Origin of the sequence: Nonomuraea angiospora, assembly GCF_014873145.1 — a bacterium.
In the GTDB taxonomy this organism is placed as follows: Bacteria; Actinomycetota; Actinomycetes; order Streptosporangiales; family Streptosporangiaceae; genus Nonomuraea; species Nonomuraea angiospora.
Window position 1 is genome coordinate 8,776,910 of record NZ_JADBEK010000001.1, and the last position, 16,881, is coordinate 8,793,790.

Sequence of the window (16,881 nt, forward strand, 5' to 3'; positions counted from 1 at the left end):
TGCTTGGCCGACTGGAAACCGCGGCGAGGAAGGCCACTGGCCATGACGATGACCGACCCGATCGCAGACATGCTCACACGTCTGCGTAACGCGAATTCGGCGTACCACGACAGCGTGACGATGCCGTACTCGAAGATCAAGGCGCACATCGCCGAGATCCTCCAGCAGGAGGGTTACATCCAGGCTTGGACCGTCGAAGACGCCAAGGTTGGCAAGAACCTCGTGGTGGAGCTCAAGTTCGGGCCTACCCGTGAGCGGTCGCTCGCGGGCCTGCGCCGGGTTTCCAAGCCCGGTCTGCGGGTTTATGCAAAGAAGGACAACCTGCCTCGAGTCCTGGGCGGACTGGGCGTCGCGATCATCTCGACGTCCGCCGGTCTCATGACCGACAAGCAGGCCGGCAAGCGTGGCGTGGGCGGGGAAGTCCTCGCCTACGTCTGGTAGAGGGGAGGAACACAGCATGTCGAGAATCGGACGGCTGCCCATCCCTGTGCCCAGCGGCGTAGACATCACGATCGCCGGCCAGGATGTCCAGGTCAAGGGCCCGAAGGGCACGCTCAGTCACAAGGTCGCCGAGCCCATCACGGTCGCTCGCGACGACGACGGCGCCATCGCCGTCTCCCGGCCCAACGACGAGAACAAGGTCCGTGCGCTGCACGGCCTGTCCCGGACGCTGATCGCCAACATGGTGCAGGGCGTCACCCAGGGTTACTCCAAGTCCCTGGAGATCGTCGGCGTCGGTTACCGCGTCCAGGCCAAGGGCCCGACGCAGCTGGAGTTCTCGCTGGGCTTCAGTCACCCGGTCATCGTGGACGCCCCCGAGGGCGTCACCTTCCGCGTCGAGAAGCCGACCCTGTTCCACGTGGACGGCATCGACAAGCAGAAGGTCGGCGAGGTCGCGGCCAACATCCGCAAGTTGCGCAAGCCTGACCCGTACAAGGGCAAGGGCGTGCGCTACCAGGGCGAACAGATCCGCCGCAAGGTCGGAAAGGCTGGTAAGTAGGCATGGCTCCGAAGACTGCGTTCAGCAAGCACACGGCTGCCCGCACCGTCTCGCGGGCCCGCCGTCACCGCCGCGTCCGCAAGTTCGTCGTCGGTACGGCAGAGCGTCCGCGCCTGGTCGTCAACCGCTCGACTCGTCACATGTTCGTCCAGATCGTGGACGACTCCGTCGGCCACACGCTGGTGAGCGCGTCCACCATGGACGCCGCACTGCGCACGCTGGAGGCGGACAAGACCGAGAAGGCGAAGAAGGTCGGCGAGCTCCTCGCTCAGCGGGCCAAGGAAGCCGGGATCACCAAGGTCGTCTTCGACCGCGGTGGCAACCGCTACGCCGGCCGCATCGCGGCTCTGGCGGACAGCGCCCGCGAAGGCGGGCTCGAATTCTGATGGCAACTGAGAAGAGGAACCACTGATGGCTGCAGCTCCGCGTCGCGGTGGCGGCACCGGTGGCGAGCGGCGGGACCGTCGTGACGATCGCCGCGGTGGCGCCGCCGACAAGGGCGTCTCGTACATCGAGCGCGTAGTGAAGATCAACCGAGTGGCCAAGGTCGTGAAGGGTGGTCGTCGCTTCAGCTTCACCGCCCTCGTCGTCGTCGGTGACGGCAACGGCCTGGTCGGCGTCGGCTACGGCAAGGCCAAGGAAGTGCCCGCGGCCATCGCCAAGGGCGTCGAAGAGGCGAAGAAGCACTTCTTCAAGGTGCCTCGGATCCAGGGCACCATCCCGCACACCGTGCAGGGCGAGGAGGCGGCCGGTGTCGTCTTCCTGCGTCCGGCCTCGGCCGGTACCGGCGTCATCGCCGGTGGCCCGGTGCGTGCGGTGCTGGAGTGCGCCGGCATCCACGACGTGCTGTCGAAGTCGCTCGGCTCCGACAACCCGATCAACATCGTGCACGCCACCGTGGCGGCTCTGAAGGGCCTCTCGCGCCCTGAGGAGATCGCCGCCCGCCGTGGCCTGCCGATCGAGGACGTCGCCCCGGCCCGGATGCTGAAGGCTCAGCGCGAGGGTCTCGCCGAGGCGGCGGCCGCGAAGGCGGTGAGCTAGTCATGGCACGCCTGAAGATCACTCAGGTTCGCTCGAAGATCGGTGGCAAGCAGAACCAGCGTGACTCGCTGCGTTCGCTTGGCCTGAAGCGAATCGGCGACGTCGTCGTCAAGGAGGACCGGCCCGAGATTCGCGGGATGGTCTCCGTGGTGACGCACCTCGTCGAGGTGGAAGAGGTCGACTAGTCATGACTGACAAGGCTCCGCTCAAGATTCACGACCTGCGTCCCGCTCCCGGCGCCAACAAGGCCAAGATCCGCAAGGGTCGCGGCGAGGCGTCGAAGGGCAAGACGGCCGGTCGCGGCACCAAGGGCAGCCACGCCCGTACGACGGTTCCCCTCGGCTTCGAGGGTGGCCAGGTGCCGCTGCAGAGGCGTCTGCCGAAGCTCAAGGGCTTCTCCAACGCGCTGTTCAAGACGACCTACCAGGTCGTCAACCTGGACAAGCTCGGTGAGCTGTTCCCCGAGGGTGGCGAGGTCACCGTCGAGGCGCTGGTCGCCAAGGGGGCTGTCCGCAAGAACCAGCTCGTGAAGGTGCTCGGCACCGGCGAGATCTCCGTCTCGGTGAACGTTCAGGCTCACGCCTTCTCGTCCGCCGCGAAGGAGAAGATCGCCGCTGCGGGTGGCTCCGTTACCGAGCTGTAAGAGCTATTACGAGGCGTGGGGGCTTTGACAAATGCCCCCACGCCCGTAGTGCGTTAGAGTTCGCGAGACGGCAGGCTTCTGACCGACTCGTTTGACCTGAGACACACATGGCAGATCCCCGCACCATCGCATACTCACACCGCCGTAAAGGCGCGCAGGAGGGACCGTGCTGACCGCGTTTACCCGGGCGTTCCGGACACCGGACCTGCGCAAGAAGTTGCTCTTCACCCTGGGCATCATCGCGCTTTTCCGTCTCGGCTCGGTTCTTCCGACTCCGGGAGTTCACGTCCAGAACCTCGCGGCCTGTTTCGAGCAGGCCCGTAACGGAGCCGCCGGCAACATCTACGGGATGGTGCAGCTTTTCAGCGGTGGTGCGCTCCTGAAGCTGTCGGTGTTCGCGCTGGGCATCATGCCGTACATCACCGCGAGCATCATTCTCCAACTGCTCGTCGTCGTCATTCCGCGACTTGAGGCGCTGAAGAAGGAGGGCCAGGCCGGTCAGACCAAGATCACGCAGTATACGCGTTATCTGACCATCGGTCTCGCCGTCCTGCAGTCGACCGCCTTCATCGCCCTGGCCCGCACCGGGCAGCTTTTCCCGAACTGCCAGCAGGACGTGCTGCTCAACCCCGACAACATCTTCCAGATCGTGACGATGGTGGTCATCATGACCGCCGGTACGTCGGTGATCATGTGGCTCGGTGAGCTCATCACCGACCGCGGCGTCGGCAACGGCATGTCCATCCTGATCTTCACGCAGGTCGTCGCGGTCTTCCCGTCCGAGCTGGCCAACATCTTCCAGGCGAACAAGTTCACCTTCACGGTCGTCATGGTCGTCGGTGTCTTCATGATCGCCGCGGTGGTCTTCGTCGAGCAGGCGCAGCGGCGCATCCCGGTCCAGTACGCCAAGCGGATGGTCGGGCGCAGGATGTACGGCGGCACGTCCACCTACATTCCGCTGAAGGTCAACCAGGCCGGCATCATCCCGGTCATCTTCGCGTCCTCGCTGCTCTACCTGCCGCAGCTGCTGACGTCGCTCTTCCAGACCACGGACAACGCGTTCATCCGCTGGATCTCGCAGAACCTGGCCACGGGCGACACGCCGATCTACATGGCCACGTTCTTCCTGCTGATCATCTTCTTCACGTACTTCTACGTGTCGATTACGTTCAACCCCACTGAAGTCGCCGACAACATGAAGAAGTACGGTGGTTTCATTCCGGGCATCCGTCCTGGCAGGCCGACGGCTGAATACCTGAACTTCGTGCTCACTCGTCTGACCGCGCCGGGCTCGCTCTATCTGGGTCTGATCGCCATGGTCCCGATCGTCGCGCTGGCGGTGTCCGGTGCGAGCCAGAACTTCCCGTTCGGAGGGACGAGTATTCTGATCATGGTAGGCGTCGGCCTTGACACCGTTAAGCAGATCGAGAGCCAGCTCCAGCAGCGTAACTACGAAGGTTTCCTGCGGTAGTGCGTCTCGTTCTGGTCGGGCCCCCCGGAGCGGGTAAGGGGACACAGGCCCAGTACATCGCATCTAACCTGTCCATCCCGAAGATCTCGACAGGTGACATCTTCCGTGCCAACGTCTCGGGGGGCACGGATCTTGGCAAGCTGGCCAAGACGTACATGGACCGTGGTGATCTGGTGCCCGACGAGGTCACCATCGCCATGGTCCGTGACCGTCTGTCCGAGGACGACGCGCAGGACGGGTTCCTGCTCGACGGCTTCCCGAGGAACGTCGCACAGGCGGAGATCCTGCGCGACATGCTCAAGGACTGGGGCCAGGCGCTCGACCTCGTACTCGAGCTCGTCGTCGACGACGACGAGGTGGTCAGGCGACTGGCCGGCCGGCGCACCTGCAGCCAGTGCGGCCGCATCTGGCACGTCGAGTTCGACGACAAGAAGGACGACAAGTGCGACGCGTGCGGGGGCGCGCTCTTCCAGCGTGACGACGACAAGGAGGAGACCGTCAGGCACCGCCTGGAGGTCTACCAGGAGCAGACGGCGCCGCTGGTCTCCTACTACGCCGACGAGGACATTCTCGTGGGAGTCGACGCCACGGGCCCGGTCGAGGAGGTCACCCAGCGGGCTATGGAGGCGATCCGCCCGTTCATGGGATAGCTCCACTTACGAGCGATTTGCGGAGGTGGCACGGGTTTCCGTGCCACCTCGCGGCTATTGTGGGGGGAATTGGGCCCCCATTGTGGCCCGTTGAAGACCCAGGGGGGCAGAAGATGTTCAAAAGGAACAGGCACGGCATCCAGATCAAGTCGCCGGAGCAGCTGGAGAAGATGCGGGCGGCGGGCCTGGTGGTCGGGCGCACGCTCGACCTGCTGAAGCGCTCGGTCGAGCCGGGCATGACGCCGCTCGACCTCGACGTCATCGCCGAGAAGGCGATCAGGGACGAGGGCGCGATCCCGTCGTTCAAGGGCTACCAGGGCTTCCCGGCGACGATCTGCGCGTCGGTGAACGACGAGGTGGTGCACGGCATCCCGACCGACGCGAGGAAGCTGCGCGAGGGCGACATCATCTCCATCGACTGCGGCGCGATCCTGGACGGCTGGCACGGCGACTCGGCCGTGACGGTCCCGGTCGGCGAGGTGGACCCGAAGCTGACCGAGCTGATGCGGGTCACCGAGGAGGCCATGTGGCGCGGCATCGCGGCGCTGCGGGTCGGCCGCCACCTGTCCGACATCGGCTACGAGGTGGAGCGGTACGTCAAGTCGCAGGGCCGCTTCGGCATCCCCCCGGAGTACGGCGGCCACGGCATCGGCACCGAGATGCACATGGACCCGTGGATCGCCAACCACGGCCGGCCCGGCCGGGGCCCGGCGCTGGAAGAGGGCATGTGCGTGGCCATCGAGCCCATGGTGAACCTGGGCACCGAGCGCACCCGCGTGCTGGCCGACGAGTGGACCGTCGTGACGGTCGACGGCAAGCACTCCGCGCATTTCGAGCACAGTGTCGCCGTGACACATAATGGTCCTTGGGTGCTGACCGCCCTGGACGGCGGGAAAGAGCGCCTTACCCAACCGCAGAACTGACCCCCGGGAGTGGGTGGGATGGCGAACAGCCCCGAGATGCGAGCCTCCGACGCCGACCGCGACCGCGTCGCCGCCATCCTCCGCGAGCACACCGCGCAGGGCCGCATCACGATGGACGAGTTCAACGAGCGGCTCGAGCAGCTCTACAAGAGCAGGACGTACGGAGAGCTGGCCAGGCTGACGGTCGACCTGCCTGACGTGGACCTGCGCAACGCGCCCGCCACGGTGCCACAGAGCCCCGCACGGCGCACCGGCCTGCATCCCGGCATGCGGGCGGCCTGGGGCGCCTGGGCGTCGGCCAGCGGCATCAACTGGGTGATCTGGCTGATCGTGAGCATCACGTCCGGGGACCTGATCTACCCCTGGCCGCTGTGGGTCATGGGCCCGTGGGGCGTCATCCTGCTGATCAGCACCGTCTTCGGCAGCCCGCCGCCCGACAAGCCCAAGAAGAACAAGAAGAACAAGTAGGGCTGTGTGCACTAGTGCACTGTGTGCATTCGTGCGCAGTACGGATATAGCTGGATTCCTAACGTGAGCTGTGTCGGGAAGCACGACTCACGGAGGAACCGAAATGCGCAAGATCCTGGCGGCCACCGCTCTCGCCGGCTCGATCGCCCTCACCGGGCTCGCCGTCGCCCCCGCCGCCCAGGCGGCCACCGCCACCCAGTCGACGGTCACGTCGATCAGCAGCTGGGGCAAGTACTACTCCAGCAACCACAAGGCCTTCACCTACGGCAAGACCTGGAAGCAGAACGGCAAGGTCTACACCCACTGGTACGGCAAGGAGTCCACGCCGAAGAAGGGGTACGTGTGGTTCAAGTACTACTCCGGCGGCAGCTGGCACAAGTTCGTCCAGGGCTGGGACGGCTCCTACCAGGCGACCTGGTCGAAGTTCGGCATCAAGAAGCTGTACACCTACACCTGCTGGGGCGGCCCGTTCACGTACTGCGGTCCGGCGCACCGCATCTACTAGGACCTCGCCCACTGGAACAGGGCCCGCCGGGGATCTCTCCCTCGGCGGGCCTTCCGCTTTCCCGGGAAGGTCTGAGAGCCGGTGAACGTGGGGTAGACTCGTCCGTGGTTGTGTCAGGACACCTGGCACGCGTTTCGCGTTTTAGGCTCAGGTGTCGTACACTCCTTAGTCGGCTCACTATGACTTATCACGCGTCGGCGGCCTTTGCCGGTCGCCGCTCTCTTCGAAGCGTGAGGTCGCGGCTGCTTAGTGAACCGGAGCCTCAGACGATCGATCAGTGAAACGCGAGGAATCTTGGCCAAGAAAGACGGCGCCATCGAGATCGAGGGCACTGTGGTCGAGTCGCTCCCGAACGCCATGTTCCGGGTGCAGCTCGACAACGGCCATAAGGTCCTGGCCCATATCAGCGGGCGAATGCGGATGCACTACATCCGGATTCTGCCGGACGACCGGGTAGTCGTTGAACTGAGCCCCTACGACCTGAGTCGTGGGCGGATCGTCTACCGATACAAGTAAGACGTCTGAGGAATCACGAAGGACAATGAAGGTAAAGCCGAGCGTCAAGAAGATCTGCGACAAGTGCAAGGTGATCCGCCGGCACGGTCGCGTCATGGTGATCTGCGACAACCTGCGCCACAAGCAGCGCCAGGGCTAGTCGCCGCAAGGCTCCTCCGAGTCCGCCCCGATTGAGGGAGCGGGCTCGACGCATGAGGAGCCTGAGTCAGTAATCGCGTCCCACACCCGAGCAGGCGGGCCCTTTTTCGAAAGGTCCGAACCGCTCGGGAGACCCCCGGTCGGAGGCCGGGGCCCTCACCCCGGGCATGGGGAGGGGTAGTGCGGCGCAAGACCTCCGCCACAAAGAAGGAGAATGCCCGACCATGGCTCGCCTGGTTGGCGTCGACCTCCCCCGCGAGAAGCGGCTGGAGATCGCTCTCACCTACATCTACGGAATCGGCCGCACCCGCGCCCAGGAGATCCTCCAGGCCACCGGTGTCAGCGGCGACCTCCGCGTGCACCAGCTCTCCGACACCGAGCTCGTCCCGATGCGTGACTACATCGAGGCGAACTTCAAGATCGAGGGTGACCTGCGCCGCGAGGTCCAGGCCGACATTCGTCGCAAGATCGAAATCGGTTGCTACCAGGGCATCCGGCACCGCAAGGGCCTGCCCGTCCACGGCCAGCGCACGCAGACCAACGCGCGCACCCGCAAGGGCAAGAAGAAGACCGTGGCCGGCAAGAAGAAGCCCGGTAAGAAGTAGTCCACAGCCGCGGACCGAAGACCTCAGGAGTAATGGCAAACAATGCCTCCTAAGAGCCGTCAGGGCGCCCCGAAGAAGGTGCGCCGCAAGGAAAAGAAGAACGTCGCTCACGGGCACGCCCACATCAAGAGCACGTTCAACAACACCATCGTCTCGATCACGGACCCCAACGGGAACGTGATCTCCTGGGCCAGCGCCGGCCACGTGGGTTTCAAGGGCTCCCGTAAGTCCACCCCGTTCGCCGCCCAGATGGCCGCGGAAAACGCCGCTCGCCGCGCCATGGAGCACGGCATGCGCAAGGTGGACGTCTTCGTCAAGGGTCCCGGCTCCGGCCGTGAGACCGCGATCCGCTCCCTCCAGGCCACCGGCCTCGAGGTGGGCTCGATCCAGGACGTCACCCCGGTCCCGCACAACGGTTGCCGGCCGCCGAAGCGCCGCCGCGTCTGAACAAGCCCAGGAGATACTGAGAAATGGCTCGTTACACGGGCGCCGACTGCAAGCTCTGCCGTCGCGAGAAGACCAAGCTCTTCCTCAAGGGCAGCAAGTGCGAGTCTGCCAAGTGCCCCATCGAGATCCGTCCTTACCCGCCGGGTGAGCACGGCCGCGGACGTCCCAAGGAGTCCGAGTACCAGCTTCAGCTTCGTGAGAAGCAGAAGACCCGCCGCATCTACGGCGTCCTCGAGAAGCAGTTCCACAACTACTACGAGGAAGCCACCCGCAAGACCGGCAAGACCGGTGAGGCGCTGCTCCAGATCCTGGAGAGCCGTCTCGACAACGTCGTCTACCGCGCCGGGTTCGCCCAGTCGCGCGACGCCGCCCGCCAGCAGGTGCGCCACGGCCACATCCTGGTGAACGGCAAGAAGGTCGACATCCCGTCCTACCGCATTCGCGAGCACGACATCATCGAGGTCCGCGAGAACAAGCGCAACCTTCTGCCCTACGAGGTCGCCAGGGCGACCGCGGGCGAGCGCACCGTTCCCGCGTGGCTCGGCGTCGTGCCCGAGAAGCTCCGCGTCCTGGTTCACCAGCTGCCGGTTCGCCAGCAGATCGACACCCAGGTCCAGGAGCAGCTCATCGTCGAGTACTACTCGAAGTGAGCCTGAGTTGAGGTGCGGGTCTCCGCACCTCAACTACGCTGTTTATCGGAGTGGCGTCATATGGCGGGCGCCACACGAAAAAGGGGAGACCCCACATGCTGATCGCTCAGCGCCCGACTCTTCTCGAAGAGTCGATCGACGACACCCGGTCCCGGTTCGTCATCGAGCCGCTGGAGCCGGGCTTCGGCTACACCATCGGCAACTCGCTCCGCCGCACGCTGCTGTCGTCCATTCCGGGCGCGGCCGTGACGAGCATCCGGATCGAGGGCGTCCTGCACGAGTTCTCGACCGTTCCCGGGGTCAAGGAAGACGTCACCGACATCATCCTCAACCTCAAGGAGCTCGTCGTCTCCTCCGAGCACGACGAGCCGGTCGTGATGTACCTGCGCAAGCAGGGCCCGGGTGAGGTCACCGCCGCCGACATCGCGCCGCCGGCCGGTGTCGAGGTGCACAACCCCGAGCTGCGCATCGCCACGCTCAACGGCAAGGCGAAGCTGGAGATGGAGCTGACCGTCGAGCGCGGTCGCGGCTACGTCTCCGCCGCCCAGAACAAGCAGCCGGGCCAGGAGATCGGTCGCATTCCGATCGACTCGATCTACTCCCCGGTGCTCAAGGTCACCTACAAGGTCGAGGCGACCCGAGTCGAGCAGCGCACCGACTTCGACCGTCTCATCCTCGACGTCGAGACCAAGCCGGCCATGAAGCCCCGCGACGCGGTGGCCTCCGCCGGTAAGACCCTCGTCGAGCTCTTCGGCCTGGCCCGCGAGCTCAACGTCGAGGCCGAGGGCATCGACATCGGCCCGTCGCCGACCGACGCCGCCCTGGCCGCCGACCTGGCGCTGCCGATCGAGGAGCTCAACCTCACCGTTCGCTCCTACAACTGCCTCAAGCGCGAGGGCATCCACACCGTGGGTGAGCTCGTCGCGCGCAGCGAGCAGGACCTGCTGGACATCCGCAACTTCGGCGCCAAGTCGATCGAAGAGGTCAAGCAGAAGCTGCACGAGATGTCGCTGGCGCTCAAGGACTCCCCGCCCGGGTTCGACCCGAGCGCGGTGGCCGGCGGCGGCTACGACGACGACGACAGCGCTTACGTCGAGACCGAGCAGTACTGACACTTCCGCGGTCCCCGCGCGTCCCTCGGGAAGGCGCGGGGAACGAAGGCTCTCCGGCGGGCTCAGGCCCGCGCGGGGGACGCGGGTGAACGTAACGGCGCCGCGCCGACGCGGCGCCGGCCCGACTCCGGTACCTGGTACGGCCGGGGCGGGTTAACCACAAGGAGAATGAAATGCCCAAGCCCACCAAGGGTGCACGTCTTGGCGGCAGCCCGGCGCACGAGCGGCTGATCCTGGCCAACCTGGCCACCGATCTGTTCCGCCACGGCAAGATCCGCACGACGGTCGCCAAGGCCAAGCGCCTGCGCCCGGTGGCGGAGCGCCTGATCACCAAGGCGAAGAAGGGCGACATCCACAACCGTCGCCAGGTCCTGACGGTCGTCAAGGACAAGGGCGTCGTACACCACCTCTTCACCGAGATCGCGACGACGTTCGCCGAGCGTCCCGGTGGCTACACCCGGATCACCAAGGTCGGTCCGCGTAAGGGCGACAACGCCCCGATGGCGGTCATCGAGCTGGTGACCGAGCCGCTGAACGGCGTCACGACCCGCCGCACCGAGGCCCCGGCCGCCGCCGCGGCTCCGGCGCCCGCCGCGGAGGAGACCGAGGCTCCCAAGGCCGAGGAGAGCGAGGCCCCCGAGGCCGCCGCCGAGGAGACCCCCGCCGCGGAGGCCCCGGCCGCCGAGGCTGAGGCGAAGAAGGACGAGGCCTGATCTTTCAGGTCGGACGAGACGGGCCCGGACCCCCTGCGGGGTGCGGGTCCGTTTTCAGTTGAAGGAGGATCATCGTGGTACGGCTCCGCCTCGACCTCGCGTACGACGGGACCGACTTCTCCGGATGGGCCAGGCAGCCGGGACGCCGGACCGTCCAGGGCGAGATCGAGCAGGCGCTCGGCAGGATCCTGCGCCTCGGCGAGCCCGCGATGCTGACCGTGGCCGGCCGCACCGACGCCGGCGTCCACGCGCGCGGCCAGGTGGCCCACGTGGACGTGCCCGACGCGTCGCTGGCCGAGCTCGACGGCAACAGAGGGCCCCTGGACGTCCACGAGCGGCTCGCTGCGCTTGTCAGGCGCCTGGGCGGGGTCCTGACCCCGGATGTGCGGGTTCATCGGGTCTGCGTGGCTCCTGAGGGCTTCGACGCGCGTTTCTCGGCGATGTTCCGGCGGTACGCGTACCGGGTGAGCGACGCGGTGGGCGGAGTGGACCCGCTGCGGCGGCGCGAGGTGGTCTGGCACAACCGGTCGCTGGACGTCGGCGCGCTCAACGCGGCGGCGGCGCGGCTGCTCGGGGAGCACGACTTCGCGGCGTTCTGCAAGAAGCGCGAGGGCGCGACCACGATCAGGGAGCTGCAGCGGCTGGACTGGGCGCGCGAGCCCGACGGGGTGCTGGTGGCGACCGTCGTGGCCGACGCGTTCTGCCACTCGATGGTGCGGGCGCTGGTCGGGTCGCTGCTGGCGGCCGGCGACGGCAGCCGGCCGGTGGAGTGGCCCGGCCAGGTGCTGGCGCGGGCCGTACGGGACTCGGGGGTGCACGTCGCGCCCGCGCACGGGCTGTGCCTGGAGGAGGTGGGCTACCCGGCGGAGCCGGAGCTCGCCGCGCGGGCCAGTGCCACGCGGCGAGTGCGCACCGCCGCCCTCCAGCCGACGCCGTCAGCCCTTGGTGGCGCGGCGCTCGAGGACGAGTGAGGTCTGGTCGCGGAACGCCCCGCTGACCTTGGGCAGCGTCTTCTCCTTGGACTCGGGGGTGTGCCCGTCGGCGTAGGTGGCGTAGCTGAAGACGATGTAGCGGCCCCACACCAGACCGGCCGCGTAGCCGCCGGCGATGTTCACGCGCTCGCCGCCCGAGCCGTCGGAGCCGGGGAGCGGGCGGAACCAGACGTTGCGTGCGAGGTTCTTGGACTGGTCGGCGATGATGGCCGCGTCCTTGTCCGGCAGGACCGCTATGCCCGTGGTGACCGCGTAGCGGCGCTTGCTGTCCACGTAGGTGGCCCTGAGCACGCGGCTGCACTTCTGCTCTTTCAGCGCGTCCGCGAACTCCCCGGTGGCGGCCTTGTCGCAGCTCGTCTCGACGGCCGCCTTGACCCTGGTGAACGTGGTGCCCGCCGCGCTCACCTTCTTCTTCGGGAACGCCTCCGAGAGCGACAGCTTCTGCGGGTCGGTCTGCTCGGAGTTGAGGATGGACGTGCCGTCGGGGGCGTCGGAGGGCGCCGCGGCGGCGGGCGTCCCCGAGCTGGGCTCGCTCGACGCGGTGGGCCGGGTGGCGGCCGTGGTGGGCGTCGGGGAGGTGACCGCCTGGTAGGCGAAGAAGCCGCCGGTCGCGACCCCGGCCAGGGCCAGCGCGCCCAGCGTGACGAGCAGGGCCCGCTTGCTCTTGCCGGGTGGGGCGGGAGGCGGGGGCGGAGTCTGGAACGGGGCCTGTTTGAACGCTCCAGGCGGGAACGCCGGGCTGCCGGCCTGGGGCCGGCTGAGCGGGGCGGCGGGCTTCTGTCCCCAGGTGTCCCTGGAGAACGGGAGATCGGGCAGCTTGGCCTCGGATGGTGAGTTAGGGGGCCAGACGGGCACGTCGCCGGGCTCGGGCGGGCGGGCCGACGGGTTGGCCGGGTCGGACAGTGAGAGCGGCGGGGCGCCGGTTTCGGCGGGGTCGGCGGGCTTCGGGGCGAAGGAGTCGAGCGCCGGTTCGGTGAGGTCCTCCTCCGGCGTGGCGATCGGGGCCGCCAGGAAGCCGTCGGGAGGGGTGTCCTGGTCGGCGATGGACGCGGGCTGGGGCCTGCCCTCCGCCTGCTGGGCGGCCTCCCGGCGGGCCGCCTCCGGGTCGAAGTAGTGGGCCGGGCGGGTGAGGCCCTCCGGCTGGGTGGCGTTGGGGTCGTAGGGGGAGCCCGGCTCGTCGTTGTCGGGCTCGGCCACCAGCTCGCCCGTTGCGGCGGGCCAGGGCGGCATGGCGTTCGGGTCGCCGGGGGGCGCGGGCCACACCGGCATGCCCGCGGCGGCGGCGGTGAACGCCGGTGGCGGCTCCCATGACGGGCCGCCGGGCGCGGCCGGTTCGGCGGGCCAGGCGCGGGGCTCCGGCTCGTCCCAGGGGCGGACGGCCCGCACCTGTTCGGCCCGCAGCTGCTCGCCCAGCGTGGGCCGCGATCGGCCGATGAGCGTCTGGTCGGGGTCCTCCGCCTCGGCGACCGGGTGCGGCGGGCGCAGGCCGCCCGGGCGGGTGGGCTCGGACTCGTCGTCGTACCAGTCGTACGGCGCGGCGTCGTCGCCCGCCACCTCCCACGGCTGGACGCCGGGCGGCTCGCCGGGGTCGGGCGGCGGTCCCGGGAAGGCGGGAACGCCGGCCGGCCGCGTTCCGGAGTCGGGCGGCGGTCCCCGGAAGACGGGAACGTCGGGCCGCGCCCCGGAGTCGTGCGGCGTCTCCGGGAAGGTGGGAACGTCGGGCAGCGTCCCGGAGTCGGGCGGCGTCCCGGAGTCGGGCGGCGTCCCGGAGTCGGGCGGCGTTCCTGGGAAGGTGGGGACGGCGTTCGCCGCCTCGCCCGGCGGGGCGGGCGGCGCGTCGGCAGGGCCGTGCGCCGCGTCGCCGGAGGAGCCGCGCACCTCCTCGTCGGCGGGGGCGAACGCCGGTGGTACGTCTCGCCCGCTGGTCTGGCCGAAGCTCGGCGGTGGCGTCGCTGGTGCGGCCGATCCGTCGGCTTCCCTGCGATCGTGCTCAGACCCGGGTTCCTGGCCACGCATAGGGCGAGCCTAGCGAGAGTAGCGAGATCGTTATGTCGGTATGAGCGTTCCCGGTGGGATCCGGCATCCCGTTTGGGGGTCTATCGAATAAGAAGCCGGTTTCGCTAGAGGGGGCTTCCGGTGACCGAGCGGTTGTCCAGAGCCTTGAACACCGTCGCCTTGGTGATGTCGTCGATGGCGGAGAAGATCTGCTTGGAGCCCTTCTTGTCCGGCTTCGTACCGTCCTTGTTCTGGAACCAGACCATGATCGCGTAGTGGCCGTGCGTCCAGATCCTGGCGCCGCCCGCGCCCGAGCCGAGCTGTTTGGTGACACTGTCCTTGCCCGCCAGCGGCTTCACGTAGTTGGCGGTGCTGCCGGCCTTGGCCACCTTGGACGCCCACTTGCTGGTCTTGAGGTTGGCCACGCCGACCGTGCCGATGATCTTGCCGGCCTTGTCGCGGAAGCTGGCGCGTACGAGCTGGTTGCACTTGCCGTCCTTGAGCGCCTTCTTCAGGGCGTCGCCCAGGGCGCCGTCAGAGCACTTCTTGTCCTTGCTGGTGACGGTCATCTCGTACGACCGGCCCGCGATCGTGATCTTCTTCGTCTTGCCGAAGATCTCCTTGACCGTGATCGGCTCGGGGTCGGTGGAGCGTTCGGCCGCGAAGCCGTACTTGCCGGGCGGGGCCGACGGGAGCGGCGGCGCGGTCATGCGAGGGGTCGTGGTCTGGGCCGTGACGGGCTTGTCGGCGTTCCACATCAACGCGAGGCCACCGCCGAGCAGGCCGAGCACGGCTATGCCGCCGATGGCGAACCACAGCGGGGCGCGCGAGCGCGGGCCCTCGTCGTAGGGGCTCCAGCCGACCCTGCTCTGCGGCGCCCTGTCGGAGCTCTGCGGCGCGCTGTCGGACTTGCTCTCCAGCTCGGAGTCGTCGGCTGCGCGTTCCTTGCGGGCACGGCGGGAGCGGCGCGGAGGGTCGCCGCCGTCGCCGGAAGCGTCGGGACCGTTCGGGCCGTCAGGGCCTCCGGGCCCACCAGGTCCACCGGGCCCACCAGGTCCACCGGGGCCGTCCGGTCCGCTCGGGCCGCCGAAAAAGCCGGAGCCGCCGGAACCGCCGGGGCCACCGGGACCACCCGGGCCGGGACCACCGGGGCCGCCAGGACCACGGCCGCCAGAGCCGCCGGGACCGGGGCCGCCGGGACCAGGGCCGCCGGGACCGGGGCCGCCGGGACCGGGACCGCCAGGGCCACCGGGACCAGGACCGCCAGGGCCGTTGGGGGCGCCGAAAAAGCCCGGTCCACCCGGTCCACCCGGCCCGCCCGGTCCACCCGGCCCGCCTGATCCACCCGGGCCGCCCGGACCATCGGGGCCGTCCGGACCGCCGGGACCGTTCGGAGCTCGGCGTCTGCCCGCAGGCTGGAAGACACTCCCCATGCCATAGGGGGCGCTGTTTTCACGTCCTTCGGGAAAAGCCATGCGGCGACATTACCGTGATGCGCGTCATCGGGTTCCGAAGTCCTGGGTCCACCATGGCCCGTCCGGGCCGGACGCGACGCCCACCCCGATGGCCTTCAGACCGCAGTCGAGGATGTTCTTGCGGTGGTCGGGGCTGTCGAGCCAGCCGGTCACCGCCTCTTCGGGGGTGCTGTACCCGGCGCCGATGTTCTCGGCGGCGCCCCAGCGGTATCCCGCGCGCTCCATCCGGTCCCACGGCGACGAGCCGTCGGGGGACGTGTGCGCGAGCTGCCCGGTCTGGGCCATCTCCAGCGAGTGCGTACGCGCGGAGCTGGACAGGCCGGAGTCCACCCTGAGCGCCCCGCAGCCGTGGCGGGACCTGGCGGAGTTGGTCAGCGAGACGACCTTGGCGGCCAGTCCGGGCATGATCTGCACGCCGCTGCTGCCGTCGCTGAGCATCGCCGGGTTGTCCTGGGTGTTGAACCCGGCGATCTGGCCGTCGGGCGATCGGGTCGCCTTGGGGGTGGCCCGGCCGCGGGGCAGGGTCTTGGTCGTGATCTCCCTGGGGATCATCTCGGCCTGCTGCTGCGCCTTCCTGGCCGTCGTCGGCGCGGGGTTGGCGGTGGCCGCCGCGGGCGGAGCGGTCTCGTTGAGATAGACCTGGGGGGTCGGCTCGGCGTCGTCGGTGAGCCGGCCGAGCAGCATCCCCGTGAAGAGCACGGTCATGAGGCAGGCCAGCACCCCCAGGTGATTCCGGCGCCGAGCGCCCCGCTGGGTTGGCCGGGAGTGAGAGTTCTGCCGCATACCGCCGCTAACGATAGGGATGTCTGGTACTGGGAATGAAGAGGTCCCAGGGAAACGAAACCGAACCGTTCTGCGTTCGGGTAAACTCGCTCAGGGCTACTGGTCGTTTTGACCTGCGCGCCTTTGGGCGGGTAGCTTAGGTTCGTTGTGTGCATAGGTCCGTGAGACCAATGCGCGGCGCGTCCGGCGTCATCTCCCGTGATGAGGAGACGGAAGGTCCGGGCCGTCGTGTGCCCGCACCGACCGACCAAATGTAGCTGTCGCATCCGACAGCGCCGAAGACGCGAGCATAAAGAAGGCTACGACCGTGCGCACGTACTCACCGAAGCCCGCCGACGTCCAGCGTCAGTGGTACGTCATCGACGCGACCGATGTCGTGCTGGGCCGGCTGGCCAGCCACGTCGCGACCCTGCTCCGCGGCAAGCACAAGCCGATCTTCGCTCCCCACGTCGACACCGGTGACTTCGTCATCATCATCAACGCGGACAAGATCGCGCTCAGTGGCAACAAGCTTGAGCAGAAGAAGGCGTACCGCCACTCGGGCTACCCGGGCGGTCTGCGTTCCGTCAGCTATGGCGAGCTCATGGAGAAGCGGCCCGACAAGGCCGTCGAGAAGGCCGTCAAGGGCATGCTTCCGAAGAACTCCCTCGGCCGGAAGATGGCGAAGAAGCTGAAGGTCTACGCGGGTTCCGAGCACCCGCACCAGGCCCAGCAGCCGGTGCCGTTCGAGATCACCCAGATCGCCCAGTAGTAG

23 protein-coding genes are annotated in these 16,881 nt (G+C 68.1%); 20 read left to right on the top strand and 3 right to left on the bottom strand.

Features of this window, described 5'->3' with window-relative positions; all coding sequences use genetic code 11:
• Window positions 1–42 precede the first annotated feature (42 nt).
• From rpsH to truA, 19 genes are all read left to right on the top strand, one after another.
• Window positions 43–441 (top strand): 30S ribosomal protein S8, encoded by a 399-nt coding sequence (rpsH, locus tag H4W80_RS40565; protein ID WP_192789898.1) that lies wholly within the window; start codon window positions 43–45, stop codon window positions 439–441.
• 16 nt (window positions 442–457) lie between these two features.
• Complete coding sequence (rplF, locus tag H4W80_RS40570; RefSeq protein WP_192789899.1) at window positions 458–1,000, top strand: 50S ribosomal protein L6; 543 nt, start codon at window positions 458–460, stop codon at window positions 998–1,000.
• Window positions 1,001–1,002: 2 nt separating this feature from the next.
• Entirely contained in the window at window positions 1,003–1,386 is a 384-nt protein-coding gene (gene rplR, locus H4W80_RS40575; protein ID WP_185070632.1) for a 50S ribosomal protein L18, read from the top strand.
• Window positions 1,387–1,411: 25 nt separating this feature from the next.
• A complete protein-coding gene (rpsE, locus tag H4W80_RS40580; protein WP_091090115.1) occupies window positions 1,412–2,041 on the top strand; it encodes a 30S ribosomal protein S5 in 630 nt (209 codons plus the stop codon).
• 2 nt (window positions 2,042–2,043) lie between these two features.
• Window positions 2,044–2,226 (top strand): 50S ribosomal protein L30, encoded by a 183-nt coding sequence (rpmD, locus tag H4W80_RS40585; protein WP_080043226.1) that lies wholly within the window; start codon window positions 2,044–2,046, stop codon window positions 2,224–2,226.
• Window positions 2,227–2,228: 2 nt separating this feature from the next.
• The gene (rplO, locus tag H4W80_RS40590) at window positions 2,229–2,684 is read left to right on the top strand and encodes a 50S ribosomal protein L15 (RefSeq protein ID WP_192789900.1); all 456 of its coding nucleotides are present in this window, start codon (window positions 2,229–2,231) and stop codon (window positions 2,682–2,684) included.
• 166 nt (window positions 2,685–2,850) lie between these two features.
• Window positions 2,851–4,155 (top strand): preprotein translocase subunit SecY, encoded by a 1,305-nt coding sequence (gene secY / locus H4W80_RS40595; RefSeq protein WP_192789901.1) that lies wholly within the window; start codon window positions 2,851–2,853, stop codon window positions 4,153–4,155.
• Window positions 4,155–4,805 carry an adenylate kinase gene (locus H4W80_RS40600; protein WP_192789902.1) on the top strand — a complete coding sequence of 217 codons (651 nt, stop codon included), beginning with the start codon at window positions 4,155–4,157 and terminating at the stop codon, window positions 4,803–4,805. Before secY ends, H4W80_RS40600 begins: the two co-directional genes overlap by 1 nt.
• Before the next feature lie 113 nt (window positions 4,806–4,918).
• Window positions 4,919–5,728, top strand: coding sequence for a type I methionyl aminopeptidase (gene map / locus H4W80_RS40605; RefSeq protein WP_192789903.1), 810 nt, complete (start codon window positions 4,919–4,921; stop codon window positions 5,726–5,728).
• 18 nt (window positions 5,729–5,746) lie between these two features.
• Window positions 5,747–6,196 (top strand): DUF1707 SHOCT-like domain-containing protein, encoded by a 450-nt coding sequence (locus H4W80_RS40610; RefSeq protein WP_192789904.1) that lies wholly within the window; start codon window positions 5,747–5,749, stop codon window positions 6,194–6,196.
• A 103-nt stretch (window positions 6,197–6,299) separates the two neighbouring features.
• Window positions 6,300–6,701, top strand: coding sequence for a hypothetical protein (locus tag H4W80_RS40615; RefSeq protein ID WP_192789905.1), 402 nt, complete (start codon window positions 6,300–6,302; stop codon window positions 6,699–6,701).
• Between the two features lie 294 nt (window positions 6,702–6,995).
• Window positions 6,996–7,217, top strand: a complete 222-nt coding sequence (infA, locus tag H4W80_RS40620; protein ID WP_012887858.1) for a translation initiation factor IF-1 — start codon at window positions 6,996–6,998, stop codon at window positions 7,215–7,217.
• A gap of 25 nt (window positions 7,218–7,242) precedes the next feature.
• Window positions 7,243–7,356 carry a 50S ribosomal protein L36 gene (gene rpmJ / locus H4W80_RS40625; protein WP_003956441.1) on the top strand — a complete coding sequence of 38 codons (114 nt, stop codon included), beginning with the start codon at window positions 7,243–7,245 and terminating at the stop codon, window positions 7,354–7,356.
• Between the two features lie 223 nt (window positions 7,357–7,579).
• Entirely contained in the window at window positions 7,580–7,960 is a 381-nt protein-coding gene (rpsM, locus tag H4W80_RS40630) for a 30S ribosomal protein S13 (RefSeq protein WP_125644650.1), read from the top strand.
• A 42-nt stretch (window positions 7,961–8,002) separates the two neighbouring features.
• Window positions 8,003–8,407, top strand: a complete 405-nt coding sequence (gene rpsK / locus H4W80_RS40635) for a 30S ribosomal protein S11 (protein ID WP_020542285.1) — start codon at window positions 8,003–8,005, stop codon at window positions 8,405–8,407.
• 23 nt (window positions 8,408–8,430) lie between these two features.
• Complete coding sequence (gene rpsD / locus H4W80_RS40640) at window positions 8,431–9,057, top strand: 30S ribosomal protein S4 (RefSeq protein WP_185070645.1); 627 nt, start codon at window positions 8,431–8,433, stop codon at window positions 9,055–9,057.
• Between the two features lie 95 nt (window positions 9,058–9,152).
• Complete coding sequence (locus H4W80_RS40645) at window positions 9,153–10,169, top strand: DNA-directed RNA polymerase subunit alpha (RefSeq protein WP_103960866.1); 1,017 nt, start codon at window positions 9,153–9,155, stop codon at window positions 10,167–10,169.
• 173 nt (window positions 10,170–10,342) lie between these two features.
• Window positions 10,343–10,882, top strand: coding sequence for a 50S ribosomal protein L17 (gene rplQ, locus H4W80_RS40650; protein WP_192789906.1), 540 nt, complete (start codon window positions 10,343–10,345; stop codon window positions 10,880–10,882).
• 74 nt (window positions 10,883–10,956) lie between these two features.
• On the top strand, window positions 10,957–11,853 hold the full coding sequence (gene truA, locus H4W80_RS40655; RefSeq protein ID WP_192789907.1) for a tRNA pseudouridine(38-40) synthase TruA: 897 nt from the start codon (window positions 10,957–10,959) through the stop codon (window positions 11,851–11,853).
• Here truA and H4W80_RS40660 read toward each other — a convergent pair.
• The 3 genes from H4W80_RS40660 to H4W80_RS40670 all read right to left on the bottom strand — a co-directional run bounded on the left by H4W80_RS40660 (window position 11,818) and on the right by H4W80_RS40670 (window position 16,049).
• On the bottom strand, window positions 11,818–13,890 hold the full coding sequence (locus H4W80_RS40660; RefSeq protein WP_192789908.1) for a hypothetical protein: 2,073 nt from the start codon (window positions 13,888–13,890) through the stop codon (window positions 11,818–11,820). The two genes, truA and H4W80_RS40660, sit on opposite strands and share 36 nt — an antisense overlap.
• A 104-nt stretch (window positions 13,891–13,994) precedes the next feature.
• The gene (locus tag H4W80_RS40665) at window positions 13,995–14,660 is read right to left on the bottom strand and encodes a hypothetical protein (RefSeq protein WP_192789909.1); all 666 of its coding nucleotides are present in this window, start codon (window positions 14,658–14,660) and stop codon (window positions 13,995–13,997) included.
• A 708-nt stretch (window positions 14,661–15,368) separates the two neighbouring features.
• Complete coding sequence (locus H4W80_RS40670; RefSeq protein WP_192789910.1) at window positions 15,369–16,049, bottom strand: CAP domain-containing protein; 681 nt, start codon at window positions 16,047–16,049, stop codon at window positions 15,369–15,371.
• Window positions 16,050–16,434: 385 nt separating this feature from the next.
• Here H4W80_RS40670 and rplM point away from each other — a divergent pair, with 385 nt between their 5' ends.
• Window positions 16,435–16,878, top strand: a complete 444-nt coding sequence (gene rplM, locus H4W80_RS40675; protein ID WP_192789911.1) for a 50S ribosomal protein L13 — start codon at window positions 16,435–16,437, stop codon at window positions 16,876–16,878.
• Window positions 16,879–16,881: the final 3 nt, after the last annotated feature.